Consider the following 23,377-nt stretch of genomic DNA (forward strand, 5'->3'; position numbering starts at 1 on the left):
TTTATCGCTCATTACAACCACAGACGCTGTCACACCGCCTCGAACAACCTGCCGCCAGCCATCTTTGAAAAGCTAGCGGCGTAATACTCCTACAGAATGGTCTAAAAAAACTGGACCACTTCAAGCCAGCTCCTACAGGGATTGGCGGTGTTCACATATCTGATAGGCCCCGCAGAACTGTAGGAGCTGGCTTGCCAGCGAAAGCGGTGTATCAGACGACAAGGGTGTTGAAGCTGACGGCCCCTTCGCTGGCAAGCCAGCTCCTACAGGGATTGGCGGTGTTCACATATCTGATAGGCCCCGCAGAACTGTAGGAGCTGGCTTGCCAGCGAAAGCGGTGTATCAGACGACAAGGGTGTTGAAGCTGACGGCCTCTTCGCTGGCAAGCCAGCTCCTACAGGGATTGGCGGTGTTCACATATCTGATAGGCCCCGCAAAACTGTAGGAGCTGGCTTGCCAGCGAAAGCGGTGTATCAGACGACAAGGGCGTTGGAGCTGACGGCCTCTTCGCTGGCAAGCCAGCTCCTGATGTGGTGAAGCTCGATGGCGGCTTTCATTACAACTTTGTAATCAAGCTGTTGGTCGGCTGTGCGCATCGCCCCGTTAGCCTGAACTCACTGTCAGGCCAACCACCGGCAGCCACCCCGCCCTTGCAGAGAGAGATTGGTCATGAAAATGTTGCTCCTTGGCGTTGCCGCGCTGCTCGCCACCGGTTCGGCGTTTGCCGCCACTGAATCCACCTCACCGATCATCCACGACAAGGACGGCTTCTATGTCCCGGTAGACGTGGCCAAGGTCCTGTCCATGACCGATCTCAGCGGCAAGTGCGGCATCGTGCCGGCGCAATTCAACTACCTCGACCATCAGGGCCGCGAGCACCAACTGGACTATCAGGTCCAGGGCATCAGTTGCCTTGGCGAGAACTGAGTGGATGCCTGCCCTCAGCGCTGATCGGGCTACACTTGCGCCACTGATGCGCCCCCGTAGCCCGACCGAAACAGGCAGCTTGCGATGAACATCCTCGTAGTCGAAGACGAACCCAAAGCCGGCAACTACCTCCTCAACGGTCTGCAGGAACTCGGATACACCGTGAGCCTGGCGCGCAACGGCGTCGATGGCTTGCATCAAGCCCTGGAACACGATTTCGACGTGATCGTGCTCGACGTCATGATGCCGAAGATGGACGGCTGGGAAGTCCTGCGCCGCTTGCGCAAGGAAGCCGATACGCCAGTGCTGTTCCTCACCGCCCGGGACGACATTGCCGACCGCATCAAAGGCCTGGAACTCGGCGCCGACGACTACCTGATCAAGCCGTTTTCCTTCGCCGAACTGGTGGCGCGCCTGCGCACCTTGACGCGTCGCGGTCCGACCCGCGAAGAAGAACACCTGCACGTCGACGACCTGCAGATCGACGTGCTCAAGCGTCGCGTCAGCCGCGCCGGCAACCGCATCACCCTGACCAACAAGGAATTTGCCCTGCTGCACCTGTTCGCCACCCATCAGGGCGAAGTGCTGTCGCGCTCGATGATTGCCTCGCGGGTGTGGGACATGAATTTCGACAGCGACACCAATGTGGTCGATGTGGCGGTGCGCCGCCTGCGCCTGAAAATCGACGATCCGTTCCCGCTCAAGCTGATCCACAGCGTGCGCGGCGTCGGCTACCGCTTCGATACGCAACCATGAACGCCATGGCGCCGCTGCGCTCCGCCACCCGGCTCAGCCATTCCCTGACCCTGCGCCTGGCGTTGGTGTTCGCCCTGCTCGCCTTTGTCTCGCTGGCATTGCTGGGCGTCGCGCTGTACCGCGACCTGGAACGCGAGCTGATCCGCCGCGACGACATTGCGCTGATCACTCGCATCGACCAGTTGCGCACCTTCCTCAACGACAGCAATACCCTAGACCTGATCAAGGCCAAGCCGGCGCTGTTCCAAAACATGATGGGCAACCGCGAAGCCCTGCTGACCATCGGCACGCCTGGCCAACCGCCATTGCTGGTGGTCAACCCCGGCAACCTGAACATGCCGGTGCTGACCCCGGTGGCCATGGACCATCGATTGGTCCTGAACGATGTGCAGCACTTGCCCAACGTCAACGGCGTGCCGTTTTCCGCCCTGGCAGCGACCATCGACTCGGGGGACCTCGGCAGCCTGCAGGTCGTCACCGGACGACTGATGACCGAACGCACCGCCGTGCTGGCCGACTACCGGTTCAATGTCTATCTGTTCGCCACGGTGGCGGCGATCTTGCTGGCCTTGTCCGGGTATGTGCTGGTGCATCGCGGCCTGCTGCCGCTGCGGCGCCTGGCGCGGCATACCCAGAGCATCGACGTCGGCAACCTCAACGAACGCCTCGACAGCCACGGTGCCCCGCTGGAACTGTTGCCGATGATCGATGCCTTCAACGCCATGCTCGACCGCCTCGACAAGGGGTTCGTGCAACTGGGCCAGGTGTCGACCGACATGGCCCATGAGCTGCGCACGCCAATCAACAACCTGCTCGGCGAAACCCAGGTGGCCTTGCAGCAAAACCGCAGCACCGACGCCTATCAGCAGTTGCTGGCATCCAACGTCGAGGAACTCGAACGCCTGGCGCGGATGCTCGACAACATGCTGTTCCTTGCTCGCACCGATCCGCGCAGTGCCTTGCGCCAGCGTCAGGAGCTGGACGCCGCTGACGAAATGCAGCGCATGGCCGATTACTTCGAAGGCCCGGCGACAGACGTCGGAATCTGCATCAATGCCCGCGGCAACGGCCTGATCTGGGCCGAACCGATGCTCCTGCGTCGGGCATTGGCCAACCTCTGCGCCAACGCCATCAAGTACGGCGCGCCGCATTCCGAGTTGGTGATCCACGCCAGGCCAACCGTCGACGGCGTCCAGGTGCAAGTGCGCAACCACGGCCAGACCATCCCGGCCCAGCATTTGCCTCGATTGTTCGAACGCTTCTACCGGGTCGATGAGTCCCGCGAGCGCTCGGCTCAATCCAATGGCCTGGGCCTGTCGATCGTGGCGACCATCATGCAATTGCACAACGGCGCCTACAGTGTCAGCAGTGCCGACGGCGTGACTTGCTTCAAGCTGTTCTTCCCGGCGCGCCAGCAACATGAATAGCGCTTGTGCGTGGCCTCGGCCCAACAACGACCGCGCATCCGACCAAACAGCCCACGACTTTTCGTGTCATGGCCTACCCTCATAGGCTAAGTGACCAACCGTCGAGCTCGCCGATGCGCCATGCATGGAAGTCAGTGATCTACATTGCTTTCGCGCTGCTGATGGCGAACGCCGGTGAGCTGTCGGCGGCGCCGATGGCCGACTCCCTTGCTCCCGCGCTGGCTCCCCAACCGGTGAGCCTGTCCGACAGCGAACTGCTCGAACTGCAGACTCAGCTCAACAACCTCAAGCAACAAGTGTCGCTGGCCAGCAATTACACGCAGCTGGAAGGCGCGCAGGACCAGGTGCAGACGCTCATTCAGGAGGTTGATCGGCAATCGGCAGCGCTGCTGCCAGGGCAAGCGCAATTGCAAGCGCAACTCAACGTGCTGGGCCCCGTTCCACACGATGAGAACGCACTGGTGACGTCTGCGATTGCCACGCAACGAGACCTCCTGAGCGAGCAAAAAGGCAGGATCGACAACCAGCTCAAAACCCTGGCGGCGCTGAAAATCAGTGCCGCCGAGCTGATCACCCAGATCGCCGGTATCCGCCGCTCCATGCTGGAAGCCGAGGTGACCCAGCAAACCAACAGCATCCTCAACCCACGCTTCTGGTCGCCGCTGTTCGACCTGCCGATCGATGACCGTCAACGCTTCATCGCCCTGATCCAGCAACTCGACGCCGTCCACCAGGCCGCCTGGCAGCCCGGGCAACGCGGGATCACCGCCGCGCTGCTGGTGCTGGCGCTGGCCATCTGGACCGTCGGGCGCAAGCTCGCCGGCCGGGCGCTGGCGTGGTTGTGCATTCATCGCATGCCTGAGGGGCGGTTGCGGCGCAGTTCGCTTGCGCTGGCGTCAGTGCTGGCGACGGTGCTGACCGCCGGTATCGCCCTGCAACTGCTGCATTTTGCCGGGACTCGCCAGATGCCCTACACCGCGCTGCTGGCTGACCTGGTGCAGTACCTGGAAAAGCTGGCCTACACCTGCGTGCTGATCACCGGGTTGAGTCGCGCACTGCTGTCGATCAAACATCCCTCCTGGCGCCTGCCCGATATTGCCGACCCGGTAGCGCTGGCGATGGCGCCCTATCCCAGGCTGCTGGCCAGCCTGTTGCTGGTGCTGGTGACCCTGGTGCAAATGAGCAATGTCACGGGCATGAGTGCCGACGTGGTATTGCTCGGCCGGGGCATCGTGGCACTGGTCGCCGCCCTGGTGATCGGTGCGTTGTTGTTGCGCGTCAGCAAGACCCGCCGGGAACTGATCGTCGCCGGGGAAGCGCCCGAAGGCGTCACCACCTTCGCCGGCCTGATCTACACCTTCACCGGCGCTGCCGTGGTGGTGTCGTTTCTCGCCCTGGTGACCGGCTACGTGACGCTCGCACGGTTCATCACTTATGAAATGGTCTGGATCTTCATCATCGTCGCCGGTTTCTACCTGCTCACACAGGTCTACCGGGACACCTGCGACTACGTTTTTTCACCCCGCCAGCCCACCGGCAAGGCGATTAAACAGCTGCTCGGTATTGGCAATCCGCGACTGGAACAGATTTGCACCGTATTGTCCGGCGCAGGCCGTGCCGCACTGACGCTGATCGGCATCATTGCCTTGTTTGTCGGTGGCGTGGGCACCACGTTCGGGCAATTGGTCACCAACACCCTGTCCATCCTCGGCGGCGAAGGTTTGCGCAAGCTCAACATCGTCCCGGATAACCTGCTGCATGCCGTCCTGACATTGTTGATTGGTGTCTACCTGATTCGCACGCTGCGGCGTTGGCTGGACAGTGAGTTCCTGCCGAAAACCGAGATGGACCCCGGCATGTGCGCCTCGCTCAGCACCCTGTTTGCCAACCTCGGCTATGCCGCCGTGGTGCTGTTGATGCTGTCGTCGCTGGGGATCAAGTGGACTAACCTTGCGTGGATCGTCAGTGCCTTGTCGGTGGGCATCGGCTTTGGTCTGCAAGAGATCGTGAAGAATTTCATTTCCGGCCTGATCCTGTTGACCGAACGCCCGGTGAAGGTCGGCGACCTGATCAGCATCAGTGGCGTGGAAGGCGATATTCGGCGGATTAACGTGCGGGCCACGGAAATACAACTGGCCGACCGTTCGATCATGATCGTGCCCAATTCGCACCTGATTTCGCAGAACCTGCGCAACGTCACCCTCGGCGGCAGCGCCCAGGGCGTGGTGATTCTGGAGCTGATGTTCCCGCTGGATATCGATCCGGAAGTGGTGCAAAACCTGCTGATGGACAGCTACACCGAACATGCGTCGATCCTGGATAAACCGGCGCCGTTCCTGCGTTTCAGTCAGCTGAAACCGGATGGCATCACCCTGACCATCACCGGTTATGTCGGCAGCCCGCGCACGGTGGGCGCGATCAAGAGCGAGCTGCTGTTCGAGATTCTCAAGCGGCTGGGCGCCGCCGGGATCGAACTGGCGAAACCGCCCCCGGCAGCCTGAACACATTGCCCCTTTTAGGAGCGAGCCCGCTCGCGAAGGTCGTCAACGATAACGCGACATACCTGACAGGCCGCATGTTCTTAACGCTTTTCGCGAGCAAGCTTGCTCCTACAAGACCGTATTCTCTGGCATTTTTTTGCGAGCAGGCTCGCGCCTACAGGTGGATCAATGGGCGATGCACACCGACTTGAGTTCGGTGTAAGCCTCAATCACCGCACGACCAAACTCGCGGCCCATGCCCGATTGCTTGACGCCACCGAACGGCATCGCCGGGTCGAGCAGCACGTGGGCATTGACCCATACGGTGCCGGCCTCGATGCGCGGCACAAGGTTCATGGCCTTGCTCAGGTCGTTGGTCCACAGGCTGGCGGCCAGGCCGTAGCGGTTGTCGTTGGCCAGCTTGATCACGGCGTTTTCGTCGTCGAACGGCATCACACCCAGCACCGGACCGAACACTTCTTCACGGGCCACGGCCATGGTGTGGTCGATGTCCGCCAGAATGGTCGGCTGCACGAAGAAACCGTCGCCTTCGAGCAACTCGCCACCCGTCACTACGCGCGCGCCTTCCTGGCGAGCCAGTTCGATGTGCTTGAGCACGCTCTGTTGTTGCTTGCGCGACACCAGCGGGTTGATCGCGGCCTCGCAGTTCATGCCTGCGCCAATCGGCATTGCCGAAACAGCGGCGGCCAGGGCTTCGACGAACGGGTCGTGGATCGAACGATGCACGTAGAAGCGCGACGCGGCGGCGCAGACCTGGCCGTTGTTCAGCAGACCGCCGAGGATCGCACCCTGCACGGCTTTTTCGATGTCGGCATCGGCGAGCACGATCATCGGGTTCTTGCCGCCCAGTTCCAGGGAGAAACGCGTCATGTTTGCCATGCATGCCACGCCGACGCTCTTGCCCACGGCGGTGGAACCGGTGAACGACACCTTGCTCACCAGCGGGTGCGAGGTCAGCACACCGCCCACCGAAGCACCTCCACCGGTGACTACGTTGAACACGCCGGCCGGAATGCCCGCTTCCAGCGCCAGCTCAGCCAGGCGCATGGCGGTCAGCGGCGTTTCCATCGCGGGTTTGATAATCACGGTGCAACCGGTGGCCAGAGCCGGCATCAGTTTCCAGGCGGCGATCAGCAGCGGGAAGTTCCACGGCACGATACCGACCACCACGCCAACCGGCTCACGCTTGGTGAACGCGGTGAACTTGGCGCCCGGCGGCAGCGGGATCGACACGTCGAAGGTCTGGCCTTCGATCTTGGTCGCCCAGCCGGACATGTAGCGCATGAATTCGACGGTGGCGTTGAGGTCCAGCGCGCGGGCCATGTTGATCGATTTGCCCTGGCTCAGGGTTTCCAGCTGGGCCAGTTCTTCGGCGTTTTCTTCTACCAGGCGGGTGAAGTTCAGCAAGATACGTTCGCGGTCCGCCGGGCGCAGGCCCGACCACACGCCGGATTTGAAGGCGCTGTGCGACGACTGCACGGCGCGCTCGACGATGTCCAGCGGCGCGTCGAGGGTTTCGCACAGGGTTTGCCCGGTGGCCGGGTTGACCACGGCGATGCGCTCACCCTCGGCCAAGACCCACTGACCGTCGATAAAGCAGCCGTGCTGGCGTTCGAGGAATGCAGCCACCTGGGCCAGGATTTCAACGTTGCTCATGATTCACCTTTCATTCATTTGTAGGAGCCAGCTTGCTGGCGAAGGCTTAGCGGCGGGCGGTGCAAGGCTCAAGACAGCCTTCGCTGGCAAGCCAGCGCCTTCAGGGGTGGTGATCAGTCCGATATTCGGCTGATCAATGTTGTTCTTTGAGGTAGCAGGCGACCGCCTGACGATCGTCGGCGGAGGCCAGGCCCATGTACGGCATGTAGGTGCCGGGTACGTAGGCCTGGGGTGCAGTGATGAATTGCGCGATGGTCTCGGCTTGCCAACTGATGTCTTTGTCACGCATGGCTTGGGAGTAGCTGAACCCCGCCAGCGAACCGGACTTGCGTCCGTCCACGCCGTTCAGGTTCGGCCCCATCATGCCGGTGGTGCCCTTGGTCACCGCGTGGCAAACACTGCACTCGGTGGCAAACACTTCGGCACCCCGACGGGTATCCGGGCCGCACTCGGCAGCGGACACCGCCTGGACCAGGGTGAAGGACAGCAAACCAAAGAGGGACAAACGCAGCGAAGTGACCATAGGAAAACGACCTTGAAAATCCACGCGCTCGCCAGCAGACGAACGCCAACACTAAAAACGCCGAGGCAACGGTGCTTCGGCAGGTTGGGAGCGATTGTCGGTGGTCGTTGGCACGCAGGCTTTGCGCTGCGTGCCAGTTATGTTGGCGGTTGTGCCAAATCGCGCAGGTGTTGCCGTTCAGTTGATATAGCGCTTGCGGTACTCACCGGACGAAACGCCAAACCGGCCCTTGCTCGCCACAAAGCGCCGCGCCATCGCGCCCCAAGGGTGCGCGATAACTGCGCAACGAGCCGAACCACGCACCAAAACCTGCCGACGTGGCAACGCGCCATGCAATCTGGCATGCACAACCAACTAATTGGCAAACAGGGAAAAGGGCAATCGAAGGGCGCGCCTTAGTATCCGGGCAGACCGCAAACCTGCGCTCAAGAACAAGAACGGATGCCACACCATGCTCAAGTCCCCCTTGCTTCGTCTCTCGACGCTCGCGTTGATGATCAGTGCCAGCCATGCCGGTGCCTACGAACTCTACGCCAATGACGACAGCCACCTGAACGCCACCCTCGAAGCCGCGTTCGGCATTTTCCACAGCCAGGAAAATTACGCCCTGTCCGGCCGTCTCGACGAAGGTTCGTCGTCGTGGCGCGAGGGCTACATCAAATACGGTTTGAGTTTCGACCACGGCCTGGGCGGTGCGGGCACCGCTTACGGCGCGGGCAACCTGCTCAGCTCCGGCACCTGGGGCGACGGCGACGCCGCCGGTTTCAGCGATGGTTCGGAACGCACCACCAAGTTCGAAGACGCCTACCTGGGCTGGAAATCGGCTGACCTGTTTGGCGCGCTGGGCAAGGACGGTGTAGACCTGTCCTTCGGCCGCCAGAACGTAGTGGTCGGAGACGGATTCCTGATTGACGGCGACGCGTTGAACATGGGCAAGGGCCTGGCCGACGGCGAGTTCAACCGCGGTGGCTCTTACTACCTGGCAGCACGAAAAGACTTCGACGAGACGGCGGTGTTGCGCCTGGGTGGCAAGGAAGGCTGGCGCAGCGACCTGATGTGGCTCAAATCCGACAACCGCGCCCAGGCCAAGACCGAAATGTACGTCGGCACCCTGGAACACGTGGCCGAAGCCGGCACGGTCGGCCTGACCTACATCAAGACCACCGACATCGACGAGCAGTACGCCTCCCCGCTGCAACTTGAACGCGACGGCATGAAGACCTACAGCGTGCGCGCCACCGGCAATGCCGGCGTGAAAAACCTGTTCCTGTCCGGTGAATATGCCGAGCAGGACAAACCACACGCCTCCAATGAAGACGCCTGGTACCTGGAAGCCGGCTGGACCTTCGCCGACGCGGCCTGGACCCCCTACGTCAGCTACCGCTACAGCCGCTTCTCGGAAAACTACGACACCCTGTTCTATGGCATGAGCCGTGGCTACGGCACCTGGTTCCAGGGTGAAGTGGCGGGCAACTACGCCGGGCCGTTCAACAGCAATTCGCGGATCCAGAACGTCGGGATGAAAGTCACGCCGCTGGAGAACCTGAACCTCGGTGCGCTGTATTTCCACTACGACACCATCGACCGCAGCCTGGGCAATACCGACGGCCACGAAGTCGACCTGTATGCCGAATGGCACGTCAACGACCATTTGACCGTGATGCCGCTGGTGGGCATCTACCAGCCGGACAAGAGCGCTGAAAACGGCGGCACGCAACTGGGTAACAACGACCAGAACGTCTACGCCCAACTGCTGTTCGTCACCGGTTTCTAACCTCGGTCGTGGGCAATGGCGCTGTCATTGCCCACGTGGAAAAAGGTATTTCCAATGCACAAGACACTCCTGACGATCCAGAGCAAGATCGCCCTGCTCGCCGGTCTTTGCCTGTTGCTGGTCGTCGGTTTGCTGATGGGCCTGTCGCTGTACCAGACCCACAAGAGCAGCCAGCAAGTGGCCGAGGCCAGCGGTGACATGCTGGCCAATGCGGCCAAGGAGCACATGCAGGCCCTGGGCAAAGTCCAGGCCATGCAAGTGCAACGCACGTTCATGCAGACCCACGAATATGGCCAGGGACTGTCGCGCTATTTGCTGTACCTGCGACAGCTGCAACAAAAGGGCAGCCTGAGCCGCCAACAACTGCGCCAGGAGCTGAGTACCCAGCTTCATCAAGCCTTGATCGACAAGCCCGACCTGCTCGGGCTTTATGTCATTTTCGAACCTGACGGACTCGACGGTGCCGACGCCGGCTTCGCCAACCAGGCAGAACTGGGCAGCAATGAAACCGGACGTTTTGCCCTATACTGGGTGCAGAGCAAACCCGGCGAACTGCAAGCGGTGATCGGCGACGAAGGCCTGCTCGCCAACACTGAGCCGGGGCCGAGCGGCGCACCCTACAACGCTTTCTACACCTGTGCCCGCGACACGCGCCAGGCCTGTGTGCTGGAGCCGTATTTCGATGAAGCCTCCGGCAGTCGAAAACTGGTGACCAGCGTGGCTTTCCCGCTGCTGGAAAACGGCAAGGTCATCGCGGTGGTCGGGCTCGACATCAACCTCGCTGCCCTACAACAGAACAGCGAAACCAGTGCCCGTGCATTGTTCGATGGCAACGGTCAGATCAGCATCGTCAGCCCGCGCGGGGTGATCTCGGCCAGTAGCCAGGACGTCAAGCGCCTCGGTCAACCGATGGACAACGCCGAGGTGATGGACAGCCTGCATCAGGGCCAACCGAAGGTGTTTGTCGACGCGCAGCAAATCAAGGTGCTTGAGCCGCTGTCGCCGATTGCCGGTGCTGCACCGTGGGGTGTGTTGGTGGGTGTACCGCAAAGTGTGTTGCTGGCGCCGGTGGCCACCTTGCAGAAAGAACTCGATGCCCAAGGTGTGCAAAGCACAGCGCTGGAATTGCTGTTGGGTGGCGGTTCGGCCCTGCTCGGCCCGCTATTGATCTGGTACACGGCATTGCGCATCACCCGGCCGCTGCAAGTGCTGACCCGGGTCATGGAGGATATCTCCCTCGGCGAAGGCGACCTGACCCGCCGCCTGCAAGTGCAATCGCGCGATGAAATCGGCCAGTTGGCGACGGCGTTCAACCGTTTTGTAGAGCGTATCCACCATTCGATCCGCGAGGTGTCTTCAGCCGCCCAGGGCGTCAATGAAGGCGCACGTCGGGTGCTCAATGCCTCGAATTCGTCGCTGAGCAATTTCGACGATCAATCGACTCGCACCAACAGCGTGGCGGCCGCCATTAACCAGTTGGGCGCCGCCGCCCAGGAGATCGCCCACAACGCCTCCGATGCCTCGCAACAGGCTTCGAGTGCCCGGCAACAGGCCGAGGATGGACGGCAGGTGGTGGAACGCACGATCGAGGTGATGAACGAATTGTCCGGCAAGATCAGCGCCTCGTGCGCCAACATCGAAGTGCTCAACGACAAGACCGTGAACATCGGGCAGATCCTCGAAGTGATCAAGGGCATCTCCCAGCAGACCAACCTGCTGGCGCTCAACGCCGCGATTGAAGCGGCGCGGGCCGGTGAAGCGGGTCGCGGGTTTGCGGTGGTCGCGGACGAAGTGCGCAGCCTGGCCGGACGCACCCAGACCTCGGCGCTGGAGATCCAGCAGATGATCGAAGAGCTGCAAGTGGGCGCCCGTGAATCGGTCACCACCATGACCGAGAGCCAGCGCCACAGTGAAGAAAGCGTGACCATCGCCAACCTCGCCGGCACCCGCCTGGGCAGCGTGACCCAACGCATCGGCGAGATCGACAACGTCAACCAGTCCGTCGCCGCCGCCACCGAGGAACAGACCGCGGTGGTCGAGGCGTTGAACGTCGACATCACCCGGATCAACACCCTGAACCAACAAGGGGTGGAGAACCTGCAATCGACCTTGCGCGCCTGTACCGAGCTGGAGCAGCAGGCCGGACGATTGAATCAGTTGGTGGGGAGCTTTCGGATCTGAGATCGAGGCGGCCTGATGGGCCGCCTTCGCTGGCAAGGCGGCTCCTACAGTTGGATGTGTGCCACATATAACCCCCCATGCACACCGCCGATCCCTGTAGGAGCTGGCTTGCCAGCGAAGAGGCCATCAGCTCCAACATCCCTCCCACCTGACACGACGCCTTCGCTGGCAAGCCAGCGCCTACAGGATTCTTTTGCGCTCAAAAAAACCGGGGTGAATCTGGCACCCACACTCAATGACATGGCATGCGCACACACCTGCCGCGCCATAGCCCGGGCGTAGTATCAAAGCCGTCCTCGGGGCACAACCCGCTCCAGGGTGCCCTGCAATGCAACGCTGAACCCCTCCATTTCTCACTAAAACAATAAATCGGCCTTCGGGTCGCGGGAGACGTCTGTGCTTAAGAAAAGTGCGCTGGGCTGGCCAAAGGTTGCCGGCCTCGGAATTGCGTTGGTGGTGGCCGGGCAGTTTTCCGGCTGGAACTTCGGACTGGCCGCCGGTGGCTGGCTGAACATGCTGATCGCCACGTTGTTGATGGCCTTGCTCTGCGGCGGCCTGGCGCTGTGCGTGGCGGAACTGTCTACCGCGCTGCCCAGCGCTGGCGGCGTGTTCGTCTATGCGCAAAGTGCCTTCGGCCCGTTCGTGGGTTATCTGGTCGGCGTTGCCTGCGCGATTGCCCTGACCATCGGCACCGGTGCGGCGGCCACCTTCATCTGCGCCTACACCGAATCAATCTTCGGCCTCGGTGGCTGGCCGGTGAAGATCGCCTTGTTCGCGATCATCATCGGCATCCACATGCGCGGCGTCGGTGAAGCCATGGGCCTGACCTTCATCGCCGGTGTGATCGCTGTAGTCGCCCTGCTCACTTTTGGCGTGGCCATGGCGCCCCATGTCGAACTGGCCAACCTGATGAAACTGCCAGCCACCGTCGCAACACCCGTGAGCCTCGCCGGCATTTTCGCTTGCGTGCCTTTCGCGATCTGGCTGTTCATCACCGTCGAACAAACCGGCTCGGCCGCCGAAGAAGCGGATATCCCCGGCCGCACCATGCCTCGCGGGATTCTCGCGGCCATCGGTACGTTGCTGGTGACGGCGCTGGTGGTGCTGGTGTGCGCACCGGGTGCCGGTGGCGTCGATCTGGTCGGCTCGGCCGGTGACCCGTTGTACGCCGCGATGTCCAGCAACAGCGCCTTCGGCGAAGGTTCGTGGCTGGCCAAGGTGATTGGTTGCGGCGCGGTGTTCGGCTTGATCGCGACGTTCTTTTCGCTGGTCTACGCCGCCTCTCGCCAGTTGTTCGCCATGGCTCGCGACGGTTTGTTCCCGCAGTGGCTGGGCAAGACCGGCAAACGCGGCACGCCTTACCCGGCGCTGTTGCTGATCGCCGTGATCGGCCTGCCAATGTCCACCGTAGACCCGGCCACCGTGATGCTCGCGGTCGTGTTGCTGCTCAACGTTTGCTACCTGTTCATTTTCGGCGCCTACCTGCACATCAAGCGCAATCAACCGAACCTGCCACGGCCATTCACTCTGGCCGGCGGCAAACTGGTCGCGTGGCTGGGCCTGGCCCTGACGCTGGTGGTGATCGCCGCCTGCTTCCAGCTCGACATGCTAATGCTGATCGCCCTGGCCGTAACCTTCACCCTGTCCATCGTCAATTACCTGCTGCGCAACCGTCGCACCACCGCCATTGAGGTACCGGACCATGCCTGAAGAGACTCTCCTGCAACGCCGCCATCGCGTGCTCGGCAGCGCCTCGCCGCTGTTCTACGACAAACCCTTGCACCTGGTGCGTGGCGAAGGCGTCTGGTTGTTTGATGTCGATGGCCGACGCTACCTCGACGTCTACAACAACGTGCCTTGCGTCGGTCACTGCAACCCTCACGTGACCGAGGCCATGCACCGTCAGGCCACCACGCTGAACATCCACACCCGTTACCTGGATGAACACGTGGTGCGCTACGCCGAGCGCCTGACCGCGACCTTCGCCGAGCCGCTGGACACTGCGATGCTCACCTGCACCGGCAGCGAAGCCAATGAACTGGCGCTGCGCCTGGCACGGTTCGCCAGTGGTGGCACCGGCATCATCGTCAGCGACTACAACTACCACGGCAACTCGGCGTCGCTGGCCGAAGTGACCACCGCCCTGCCCTCGCCGGAACCCTTCGCCGCCCATGCCCGCGCCGTGCCGATCCCGTGCCTGTACCGGGCACCGGCCGGCACCACCGAGGCACAACTAACCGAGCAATACGCCGCCAACATCGCGGCAGCGATTGCCTCGATGCAAGCCCAGGGCATTCGCCCCGCCGCACTGCTGATTGATACCTTGTTCGCCAACGAAGGCCTGCCACGGGTACCGGCCAGTTTCGTCAACAAGGCCGCCGCGTTGATTCGCGCGGCGGGCGGCCTGTTCATCGCCGATGAAGTGCAGTCCGGTTTCGGCCGCACCGGCGATCACCTGTGGGGCCATCAGGCCCACGGCGTGGTGCCGGACATCGTCACCCTCGGCAAGCCGATGGGTAACGGCTATCCGCTGGCCGGGTTGATCACCCACAAGGCGCTGGTTGAATCGTTCGGCCGTCACGCCATGTACTTCAACACCTTCGGCGGTTCGCCCGTGGCAGCGGCGGTCGGCATGGCGGTGCTGGATGTGATTGAACAGCAGCAACTGCTGCTCAATGCTCAAAACGTCGGCGCCTATGTGCAACAGCGCCTGCAAGTGCTGGCCCAGAAGCATTCGATCATCGGCGACGTGCGCGGCAAGGGACTGTTCTTCGCCATGGAGCTGGTACGCGACCACGACAGCAAGGAACCGGCCGGGCTGGAGGCGCGCAAGGTCGTCAATGACATGCGCGAGAACGGCGTGTTGATCAGCAAGATCGGCGCCGGCGACAACATTCTCAAGCTGCGCCCGCCGCTGGTGTTCGGCCGCGACCACGCCGACCTGTTCGTTGACACGCTGGACAACGCGCTCAGCGCGATTTGAGGCTTTTGCCATGACTGAATTCCACAGCCCTGCATTCTCTACCTTGAGCCATGACCAGCAAGTCGCCCGTCTGCATGACCTGGCGCGCCATGCCTTGCTGCAATGGGAAGGCGATTTCGCCGAGATTGAACTGGTGAAATTCCGCGAGAACGCAGTGTTCTCCGCCCGCCGCCACGATGGTCAGCGGGTGGCGCTGCGCATCCATCGCAACGGCTACCACTGCGAAGCGGCGTTGCGCTCCGAGCTGCAATGGATGGAGGCGCTGGCCGGCGCCGGCATCACGGTGCCGCACATCATCCGTTCGCAGGATCAAAGCCATCTGATCGAAGTCACCCATCACGCCATCGGCGAGCCACGTCACATCGACATGCTCGCCTGGCTGCCGGGCGCCACCGCCGGCACGTCCGAGGCCGGGGTGCAGGCCGATACCGAAATCGATTTTTTGTTCAACGAGGCGGGAGCGATTGCCGCGCGCATTCACCTGCATTCGGCGCAATGGCAGCAGCCTGACGAGTTTGTTCGGCATGCCTGGGACGAGGAAGGCCTGATTGGCCCGAACCCGTTCTGGGGACGGTTCTGGGAGTTGGAACAACTCAGCGATGAGCAACGTGATCTGCTGCAACAGGCGCGCCGTACTGCACGCAAGGACTTGCGTCAGTACGGTCGGCACCTGGGCAACTTCAGCATGATCCACGCCGACCTGGTGCCGGAAAACCTGCTGATCGAAGGCCCGCAGTTGCGCCTGATCGACTTCGACGATGCCGGGTTTGGCTGGCACATGTTCGAGCTGGCCACGGCGTTGTACTTCTGCCTGGACGATCCGCGCTACGAGCAGATCAAGGGCGCATTGCTCGACGGCTATAACGCGGTCAAACCGTTGACCGAGGCCGATCGCAAGACGTTGGCACTGTTCCTGATGCTGCGCGGCACCACGTATCTTGGCTGGATTCACACCCGCCAAGGCACGCCGACGGCGATTGAAATGGCGCCGATGTTGATTGAGCGGGCGTGTGTGTTGGCTCGCGAGTATTTGCAACAGTAACGACGCATTTGTGGCGAGGGAGCTTGCTCCCGCTCGGCTGCGCAGCAGTCGTAAACCCTGTAATTGCGGTACATCTGAAACACCGCATTTGCTGATTTTGGGGCTGCTACGCAGCCCAGCGGGAGCAAGCTCCCTCGCCACAGGATGACCTTCTGCCTCAAGAGTCGCTATTGGGGTGGGTCAAGCCTGTCCAACGCCCGATTCACCGCCAACTCCCCCAGCATGATCACTTGCGCGATGCCCAGCAGGGTGTTGCGGTGCGTGCCCTCCAGAAACCCCGCCAGGTCGTTGACCATGACATTCGCCGAGGCCAGCGATTCGCAGGCGTGGGCCAGCAGGGTTTCAGTGTCGATGTCGGGGTTGATGGAGAACAGTGCGGAGGGTGTGTGCGAAGTGGCCATGATGTGCAGGGCCGGGTTGGGGCAAGCGTCGTTTGGCGGTGGGTCCGGGGTAATCTTTGTCATGGGTCGGTCTCCAAAACGAGGAGCCGTCCCCGATTCGCTGCTAAACGATGGGTGGCGGCTGTACGCAGGTTAGCAGACCGGGGAGACACGAAACCGGCGCGCCCGAAGACGCCCTGCGCACAGCTGCCATCAAGTGCAGGAATGGGGAATACCTGACTGTCTGGACTGCCAATACGCTTCAAGTCACCACGGGCTGCTAAACCCGATCACTGGGAATCAGTGACGCGGACCAAGTTACCGATGGCCTCCAAGGCGCACAAGCCGGCGGATTCTGGCGTAGCTGTAGGCAATGCCGCAAGGTGCTGTAGCTTGCAGGACATTACGCCTACAGCCGTTAAACATGCTCACGACTCCCCGACCGACAATGGCTTGTTCAGCTCACCAATCTTTTCCAGCCGCGCCCGAACGATATTGCGGCTGATGTTCAGCAACCGTCCGGTCTGCAACTGGTTGCCATGGCAGAATCGGTAAGCTGCGCGAAAGATGGTCTCCTCGATGTGTTCATACAGGTCTGGAATATTCTGTTCGAACAGTGCGTTGAGCGCCGTCTCCAGATCTACCGGTCCGGCAACGGCATGGCCCGTTTGCACCGCCTGCTCCTGCTCATGGCGGATGCCCGAGGAGCGCATGTCCACCAGGTGCAAGTCCGCCGGAGCGACCCGCTGATTGCGACACACCAGCAAGGCATGGTGAATCGAGTTTTCCAGCTCACGGATGTTGCCCGGCCAACTGTGCTCGAGCAGTTTGCGTTCCGCCTCGATACTCAAAGTGGCGCGGTTGTAGCCCAGTCGCTGGCAATGTTCTTCGAGGAAAAACTCAGCCAGCGGCAGGATGTCTCCCGGCCGTTCGCGCAAGGGCGGAAGGCGAATCGTGGCGACGTGCAAACGGTAAAAAAGATCCTCGCGAAAATGCCCGGCAACCACCGCATCCGCCAGGTTGACGTTGGTCGCGGCCACCAGGCGTACGTTGATTGGAATCGGGGTGCGCGACCCCAGGCGCACCACTTCTCGCTCCTGCAAGACCCGCAGCAACTTGACCTGCATGTTCAACGGCAGATCACCGATCTCATCGAGGAACAGCGTCCCGCCATTCGCGGCTTCGAACCACCCGGCCTTGGTCGTGGTAGCGCCTGTGAACGCGCCTTTTTCATGGCCGAACAGTTCACTTTCCACCAGGGTTTCGGCAAACGCACCGCAGTTGACGGCAACAAAGGGTTCACGCCCCCGGCGACTCAGGTGGTGGATATGCCTTGCGACCAGTTCCTTGCCGGTTCCGGTTTCACCAATGATCAGCGTATTGGCTTCACTCGGAGCCAGGCGCTCGATGCGGCTGAGCAGTTCCTGGGAGCGCGGGTCCTTGAACACCAGGACGGTGGCCCGGACCGACTTGGTCAGTTCGCGAGCGTTTGGATGAGTGATCAGCGACATGGTGCATTCCTGGCAGTAAAAGCGCGTGCTCAATAGTGCATGAAGATTGTTAGACTAAAAAATTATTAATTAGTATTTACATATTCCTAATATGAATATGCCAGTCAGTTGCTCCTGGTCTGCTGCCAGAGCAGCAATTGGCAAGCATCACCTTGCTTGCCAATCAGCACCCGCCACCCATCAGCGAGACCGGCCTTCCCGCTAGAAGCCCCGTAGTACAAGACCTGCAGCCATTTTCTCATGCTATGGCATGCAATCTGCTCTCTCCCCTCCCAACACAAACACACAGACACCGCTGCAACCTATCCACAACACGCACCTGTAGGAGCTGGCTTGCCAGCGATGGCGTCCGCAATTGCGCTGCAAGGCTCGAAGGCCTCATCGCCGGCAAGCCGGCTCCTACAAGGGCAGGGTGTGCCGCGTGGTTTTTCGTAGGAGCTGGCTTGCCAGCGATGGCGTCCGCAAACGCGCTGCAAGCTCGAAGGCCTCATCGCCGGCAAGCCGGCTCCTACAGTCGACTCAGGGAGATTTCAATGAACCGTTTCTGGCGCAACAGCCTGGTCGCATTGACCGGTTTTATACTCAGTGCCACTGCACTGGCCGAACAGGCACCGGCTTCGGTGAAGATCGCCATCGTTGCCTACACGCAGGGTGGCAAGCCGGTGTTTGGCGGTATCGCCGGCCGGGTGATCGAGGATGGCTGGCTTGAACAGCAACTGAGTCAGCGCGGCGTGAAACTTGATTGGATCGCCCTGCCCCACGCCGGCGCCGGTCCGCAGATCAACGAAGGCTTCAGCAACAACAGCATCGACTTCGCCGTACGCGGCGACCTGCCCTCGGTGATCGCCGGCGCGGGTGGCGTGCCGGGCAAGCTGATCGTCCCGGGTGGCAGCGGCAACAACATCTACCTTGTGGTACCGGCCGGCTCCGCGGCCAAGAGCATTGAAGAGCTCGAGGGCAAGCGCCTGGCCCTGCATCGCGGTCGTCCATGGGAGTTCGCCTTCAGCAATTTCCTCGCCAGCAAGGGCCTGAAGCTCGACGACTTCAAGATCGCCAACCTCAATCCGCAAGTGGGCGCGGCGGCGGTATCCGCCGGCAAAGTGGATGCGGCGGTGCTGCTCAGCGAGGCTTATGCCCTGGAAGACAAAGGCGTGGGCAAGATTATCTGGTCAACCAAGCAAGGTGCCAATGACTGGCGCCTGGTGTCCGATCTTTGGGGCACCGACAGTTTCGTCACACAACATCCGGACATCACGCAGCTACTGGCGACGGCCTGGGTCAAGGCGGCGTGGTGGATTTCCCAGGAACAGAATCAAGACGCCTATTACCAATTTTCCTCCCGCGCCGGCACCGCTGAAAGCGTGCTGCGTCGTGATGACTTGAACGATCCCGTGGCCTGGAAAGAACGCTGGGCACCCAAAAGCGACCAGCAACTCAAGGCGCATTACCAGGCCCTGACCGCCTACGCCCTGGCCAATCACCTGATTCGCGACAACTACGACATCACCCCATCGCTGGCCACCGGTTTCACCAACCAGGCGCTGATCGATCTGAAGCTCACCGACTACTGGCCGGCCCTGCGTGGCCAGGTCAGCAACAATCCATGAATAGGGAATTCCTGATGAAACTGCCGCATAAATTCGCCTTCGGCCTGAGTGTCCTGGCGCTGTCCATGAGTGCCATGGCCGCGGGTGCACACGCGCCGAAACCCGATCCGCTGCAAGGTGATGGCCGAGTCTCGGCGTTCTACACCTGGCAAGAGGTGATTCCTGCCACACCGGGCAAGCTTCTGCGCAGCGAGCCATTGGAAAAGACATTGAGCCTGCCCAACGCGGCAAGCGCCCAGCGGATTCTCTATAGCTCAACCGACGGCATTGATAACAAGACCCCGATCGTGGTCTCCGGCACGTTGTTCCTGCCCAAGGGCACGGCGCCCGCCGGTGGTTGGCCGGTCGCCAGCTGGGGGCACGGCACGGTCGGTGTCGCGGACGTTTGTGCGCCGTCCTGGCAAGGCCGGTCCTATCGCGACGTGCAGTACCTCAGCCGCTGGCTGGACGAAGGTTATGCCATTGTCGCCACCGATTATCAGGGCCTCGGCGTACCCGGTGGCCACCCGTTGCTGAACAACCGCATGGCCGCCTACGGCATTCTCGATGCGGCCAAGGCCGTGGTCGCCGGTGTTCCGGGGCTGGCCAACAAGGTGCTGATCGTCGGTCAGTCCCAGGGCGGCGCGGGTGCATTCGCCTCGGCGGCCTATGCCCCGACTTATGCGCCCGGCCTCGGCGTCAAAGGCAGCATCGGCACCGGCGTGATTTACACCGTGGGGGCGAAAAACGTCGGTGAACAGGACCCGGACAAAGTCGATGCCTCCCTCGCCTACGGCTTCTACACCTTGCTGGCTGCCCAGCAGTACGACCCAAGCATCAACCCCAGGGATTTCTACACCGACAAGGCCCTGCCACTGTTCGAGCAGGCCCGCACCAGTTGCCTGGCGGCGCTGGTCAGCGATGTGATCGGTGTCGGCCTGACCCCGGCCAATGCGAAAAAAGACTACAAGGGCGACCAGCTTGCCCGGTGGCAGAAACAGGTGTCCTACCCGACGCTGAAACTGGCCCAGCCGATTTTCATCGGCACCGGTGCCGAAGACAAAACCCCGGCGGCCTCGACTCAAGTCGCGCTGATGCAGGACGCCTGCAAAACCGGTTCGGTGGTCGAAGGCCATCTCTACAAAGGGCTGGGCCATAGCGAAACGGTCAACGCCTCGCTCAAGGACTCGGTGCCCTTCGCCCACAAGGTCATCAACGACCAGCCCATCAGCCCGATCTGCAGCCCCAGCGTGCAGTGAGACGGAGCGTTCGACATGAGCATTGAATTCTTCACCCGCCTGCCTCTTCACGGCGAAACCCAGTTCCTCCCCGGCGACCCGCGCAACCGTGGCGACTGGCATCGCGGCGGCCCGAGTACCGGCGCGGTCTCGGCGTTCAGCGTCGGTGATCATTTCACTTATATCGATTATCTCGGGCAGATCGCCAAGGCCGCGGAGATCAATGGCTTCGGCGGCGCCCTGATGGTCAACGCACCCTCGGGCGAAGAACCCTGGACCGTCTGCTCGCTGCTGGCCCGGGAAACCCGCACGCTGAAATTCGTCACGGCGTTCCAGCCCTATCACTACACGCCGTGGGTGGCGGTGCAGCAAGCCGCGACCTATCAGCGCGCCACTGGCAATCGCCTGGTCTGGAACATCATCAACGGCGGCTCGGACGCGATTCAGCGCCAGGTCGGCGACTTCAGCGACCACGATGAGCGCTATGAACGGGCCATCGAGTTCATGGACGTGGTCAAGGGCTATTGGTACAACGAGAACTTCCAGTACGAGGGCAAGTTCTACAAGGCCGAAGGCGGTGGTTTGCGCGGGCCATTGAAGAAGGCCGAACTGCCGCTGATCTGCACCGCCGGTTCATCGATCCCGGCCCGGGAGTTCGCGGCCAAACACGCCGACTTCTACCTGATGCGCGCCGAGCATCCGGATGAAATTGCCGCGCTGATTGCCGATATTCGCGAGCGTGCCCTGAAGTACGGGCGCACCGACATTCGTTTTGGCTTGTCGATCGACGTCATCACCCGGGAGACCGAGGAACTGGCCCGCACCGAAGCCAAGCGTTTCTTCGACGAAGGCATCGCCAGGGGCGCGGTCAAGGCTGTGGCGGCCCATGCCGGTCTGCGCACCGCGCGCAAGCTCAGCTACGAAAGCGAATTCGCGCAAAAGGCCGAGACCCAAGGCTTCGACGACTTTTTCATCCACCCCAATGTCTGGACCGGCTTCGGCTACATCGGCATTCCGCCCGGTTGCGCGCTGGTGGGCAGCTACGAAAATGTCGTGGCGCGAATTCGCGAGTACAACGCCATCGGCATCGACCTGTTCTTCCTCGCCGGCTACCCGCACCTGGAAGAAGCCTATCGCCTGGGCGAACACATCCTCCCGCACTTTCGCACTGAGCGCGTCCAGCTGAGTCGCCCGTCAGAAGCGCCGCTGGAGCTGCGTTCCGCCAACGGCCCGGCCGGAGCCTGATGCCATGAGCGACGATCACTCATTATTCAGCCGTCGGGATTTTCTCGGCCACAGCGCGCTGCTGGGCGGTGGTTTGCTGCTTGGTGGCGGACTGCTTGCCGGCTGCGGCCCGAGCGACGACAAACCGGCCGTGGCCGTCGCCACCGACGATAATCCGCGTTATGGCGGACGTCTGCGCCTGGGCATTCTCGACGGTAACCAGAGCGGTAACCTCGACGCGCACAAGCCCATTGGCAGCGGTATCGTTCGCGGCTTTGCGCTGTACAGCAAGCTGTGGGAATGGGACGAGCAGATGCAGCCGCGCCTGGCCCTGGCCGAGTTCGCCGAGCCGAATGCCGATGCCAGCAGCTGGACCCTGCGCCTGCGCCCTGACCTGGAATTCCACCATGGCAAGACCATCGACGCCGATGACCTGATTTTCTCCATCCGCCGTCTCACCGACCCGCAGCTGGCCTCGCCCTATGCCGCGCTGTTGCACTGGGTAGACCGCGACAACCTGGTCAAGCTCGACTCGCGCACCGTGCGCCTGAACTTTCGTGAAGGCCGCAGCTACATGCCGCTGGCGGAGACCTGGGTCAGCTTTGGCGGGATCGTGCCGGTGGACTATCACCCGGTGTCCAACCCGGTGGGCGCCGGCCCCTACAAACTGAAAAGCTTCACCCCGGGTCAGCGATCACTGTTCACGCGGTTCGAGAATTACTACAAGGACGGCAAGCCGTACGCCGATGAGCTGGAAATCATCGACTTCAAGGATCAGGTGTCGCGCCTGGCGGCCCTGCGTTCCGGACAGATCGACATGGCCAACGTGATGCCCACCGAACAGCTGGAGGTACTGCAGCGCGATCCACGACTCAAAGTAGTCAAATCGGTGACCGGCAACTGGCTGTCGTTCGACATGAACCTCGACAAACCGCCATTCAACGACCCACGGGTACGCGAGGCATTCCGCCTGTTGGCTGACCGGGAGGAACTGGTACGCCGGGCGCTCAACGGTCAAGGCCGTGTGGCCAATGACCTGTACGCACCCAGCGATCCCACCTTCAACCACACCCTGGGGCCGCGCCCTCACGACCCGCAGCGTGCGGCGCAACTGCTCAAGGAAGCCGGGCATGAAAACCTCGAACTGGAACTGGTGACGACCCCGGGGCCGGGGCTGACTTCGGCGCTGGTGCTGGCCGAACAGGCCAAGCGCATTGGCGTGACCCTCAAGGTCAAGCAGGTTGATCTGGCCACTTTTCAGGGACCGCAACGCAACGACTGGACGTTGAGCACCGGCGGCAGCATCGGCGCGCCATTCCTGGCCAGCGCGATTCACACCGACGCGCCGTTTGCCGTATCGAACAAGACCCATTTCAACGATCCGCAGTTCAGCGAGCTGTTTCTGGCGGCCATGGCCCAGCCCGACCTGGAAAAGCGCAAGGCCCTGGTCCACCAGGTCCAGCAGATCCAGTACGAACGCGGCGGCATGTTGATCTGGGGTTACGCCGATTTGCTCGACAGCGTGGCCAACCGCGTCGGTGGCGCGGCGGCCGAAGAGTCGCTGTTCAGCACCTGGCGCTTTGAAAAGCTCTGGTTGAAAGACACGGCATAACCAGACACCACCGACCTGTAGGAGCCGGCTTGCCGGCGATGGCAATGGTGGCCGTT

General features: G+C 61.9%; 17 protein-coding genes and 1 pseudogene. 14 read left to right on the top strand and 4 right to left on the bottom strand.

Going from position 1 to position 23,377, the window contains the following annotated elements; genetic code table 11:
- The first annotated feature begins 669 nt into the window (after positions 1-669).
- The 4 genes from J1D76_RS27445 (at position 670) to J1D76_RS27460 (ending at position 5,611) form a co-directional block, all read left to right on the top strand.
- On the top strand, positions 670-927 hold the full coding sequence (locus J1D76_RS27445) for a DUF2790 domain-containing protein (RefSeq protein ID WP_421141484.1): 258 nt from the start codon (positions 670-672) through the stop codon (positions 925-927).
- Positions 928-1,011: 84 nt separating this feature from the next.
- Positions 1,012-1,683: a heavy metal response regulator transcription factor gene (locus J1D76_RS27450; protein WP_421141486.1), complete on the top strand. Its 672-nt coding sequence runs from the start codon at positions 1,012-1,014 to the stop codon at positions 1,681-1,683.
- On the top strand, positions 1,680-3,110 hold the full coding sequence (locus J1D76_RS27455) for a heavy metal sensor histidine kinase (RefSeq protein WP_421141488.1): 1,431 nt from the start codon (positions 1,680-1,682) through the stop codon (positions 3,108-3,110). Before J1D76_RS27450 ends, J1D76_RS27455 begins: the two co-directional genes overlap by 4 nt.
- Positions 3,111-3,223: 113 nt before the next feature.
- Positions 3,224-5,611: a DUF3772 domain-containing protein gene (locus J1D76_RS27460; RefSeq protein WP_421141489.1), complete on the top strand. Its 2,388-nt coding sequence runs from the start codon at positions 3,224-3,226 to the stop codon at positions 5,609-5,611.
- Between the two features lie 165 nt (positions 5,612-5,776).
- On the opposite strand, the gene J1D76_RS27465 is transcribed toward J1D76_RS27460, so the two are convergent.
- Positions 5,777-7,267: an aldehyde dehydrogenase family protein gene (locus tag J1D76_RS27465; protein ID WP_421141490.1), complete on the bottom strand. Its 1,491-nt coding sequence runs from the start codon at positions 7,265-7,267 to the stop codon at positions 5,777-5,779.
- Positions 7,268-7,400: 133 nt separating this feature from the next.
- On the bottom strand, positions 7,401-7,790 hold the full coding sequence (locus J1D76_RS27470; RefSeq protein ID WP_421141491.1) for a c-type cytochrome: 390 nt from the start codon (positions 7,788-7,790) through the stop codon (positions 7,401-7,403).
- A 451-nt stretch (positions 7,791-8,241) separates the two neighbouring features.
- Here J1D76_RS27470 and J1D76_RS27475 point away from each other — a divergent pair, with 451 nt between their 5' ends.
- The 6 genes and pseudogenes from J1D76_RS27475 to J1D76_RS27500 all read left to right on the top strand — a co-directional run bounded on the left by J1D76_RS27475 (position 8,242) and on the right by J1D76_RS27500 (position 15,770).
- On the top strand, positions 8,242-9,564 hold the full coding sequence (locus J1D76_RS27475; RefSeq protein WP_421141492.1) for a hypothetical protein: 1,323 nt from the start codon (positions 8,242-8,244) through the stop codon (positions 9,562-9,564).
- Positions 9,565-9,837: 273 nt separating this feature from the next.
- A pseudogene (locus tag J1D76_RS27480) lies at positions 9,838-10,347 on the top strand (cache domain-containing protein); the annotation flags it as partial.
- 144 nt (positions 10,348-10,491) lie between these two features.
- The gene (locus J1D76_RS27485) at positions 10,492-11,745 is read left to right on the top strand and encodes a methyl-accepting chemotaxis protein (RefSeq protein ID WP_421141505.1); all 1,254 of its coding nucleotides are present in this window, start codon (positions 10,492-10,494) and stop codon (positions 11,743-11,745) included.
- 396 nt (positions 11,746-12,141) lie between these two features.
- On the top strand, positions 12,142-13,455 hold the full coding sequence (locus tag J1D76_RS27490) for an amino acid permease (protein ID WP_421141493.1): 1,314 nt from the start codon (positions 12,142-12,144) through the stop codon (positions 13,453-13,455).
- The gene (locus J1D76_RS27495; protein WP_421141494.1) at positions 13,448-14,728 is read left to right on the top strand and encodes an aspartate aminotransferase family protein; all 1,281 of its coding nucleotides are present in this window, start codon (positions 13,448-13,450) and stop codon (positions 14,726-14,728) included. The genes J1D76_RS27490 and J1D76_RS27495 overlap by 8 nt, the downstream gene beginning before the upstream one ends.
- A 10-nt stretch (positions 14,729-14,738) precedes the next feature.
- Positions 14,739-15,770, top strand: a complete 1,032-nt coding sequence (locus J1D76_RS27500) for a phosphotransferase enzyme family protein (RefSeq protein ID WP_421141495.1) — start codon at positions 14,739-14,741, stop codon at positions 15,768-15,770.
- Positions 15,771-15,937: 167 nt separating this feature from the next.
- Here J1D76_RS27500 and J1D76_RS27505 read toward each other — a convergent pair whose 3' ends face one another.
- Both J1D76_RS27505 and J1D76_RS27510 read right to left on the bottom strand, forming a co-directional pair.
- Entirely contained in the window at positions 15,938-16,234 is a 297-nt protein-coding gene (locus J1D76_RS27505; RefSeq protein WP_421141497.1) for a DUF6124 family protein, read from the bottom strand.
- A 344-nt stretch (positions 16,235-16,578) separates the two neighbouring features.
- Positions 16,579-17,661, bottom strand: coding sequence for a sigma-54 interaction domain-containing protein (locus J1D76_RS27510; RefSeq protein WP_421141498.1), 1,083 nt, complete (start codon positions 17,659-17,661; stop codon positions 16,579-16,581).
- A 533-nt stretch (positions 17,662-18,194) separates the two neighbouring features.
- On the opposite strand from J1D76_RS27510, the gene J1D76_RS27515 reads away from it, so the two are divergent.
- From J1D76_RS27515 to J1D76_RS27530, 4 genes are read left to right on the top strand one after another with little or no spacing between them, the layout of a single operon-like run.
- Entirely contained in the window at positions 18,195-19,268 is a 1,074-nt protein-coding gene (locus J1D76_RS27515) for an ABC transporter substrate-binding protein (protein WP_421141499.1), read from the top strand.
- 14 nt (positions 19,269-19,282) lie between these two features.
- Positions 19,283-20,506, top strand: a complete 1,224-nt coding sequence (locus tag J1D76_RS27520) for a lipase family protein (RefSeq protein WP_421141501.1) — start codon at positions 19,283-19,285, stop codon at positions 20,504-20,506.
- A 15-nt stretch (positions 20,507-20,521) separates the two neighbouring features.
- Positions 20,522-21,730: an LLM class flavin-dependent oxidoreductase gene (locus tag J1D76_RS27525; RefSeq protein WP_421141502.1), complete on the top strand. Its 1,209-nt coding sequence runs from the start codon at positions 20,522-20,524 to the stop codon at positions 21,728-21,730.
- Between the two features lie 4 nt (positions 21,731-21,734).
- The gene (locus tag J1D76_RS27530) at positions 21,735-23,321 is read left to right on the top strand and encodes an ABC transporter substrate-binding protein (RefSeq protein ID WP_421141503.1); all 1,587 of its coding nucleotides are present in this window, start codon (positions 21,735-21,737) and stop codon (positions 23,319-23,321) included.
- The last annotated feature ends 56 nt before the right edge of the window (positions 23,322-23,377 follow it).

The organism is Pseudomonas sp. NFX15, from assembly GCF_049132105.1.
GTDB lineage: Bacteria > Pseudomonadota > Gammaproteobacteria > Pseudomonadales > Pseudomonadaceae > Aquipseudomonas.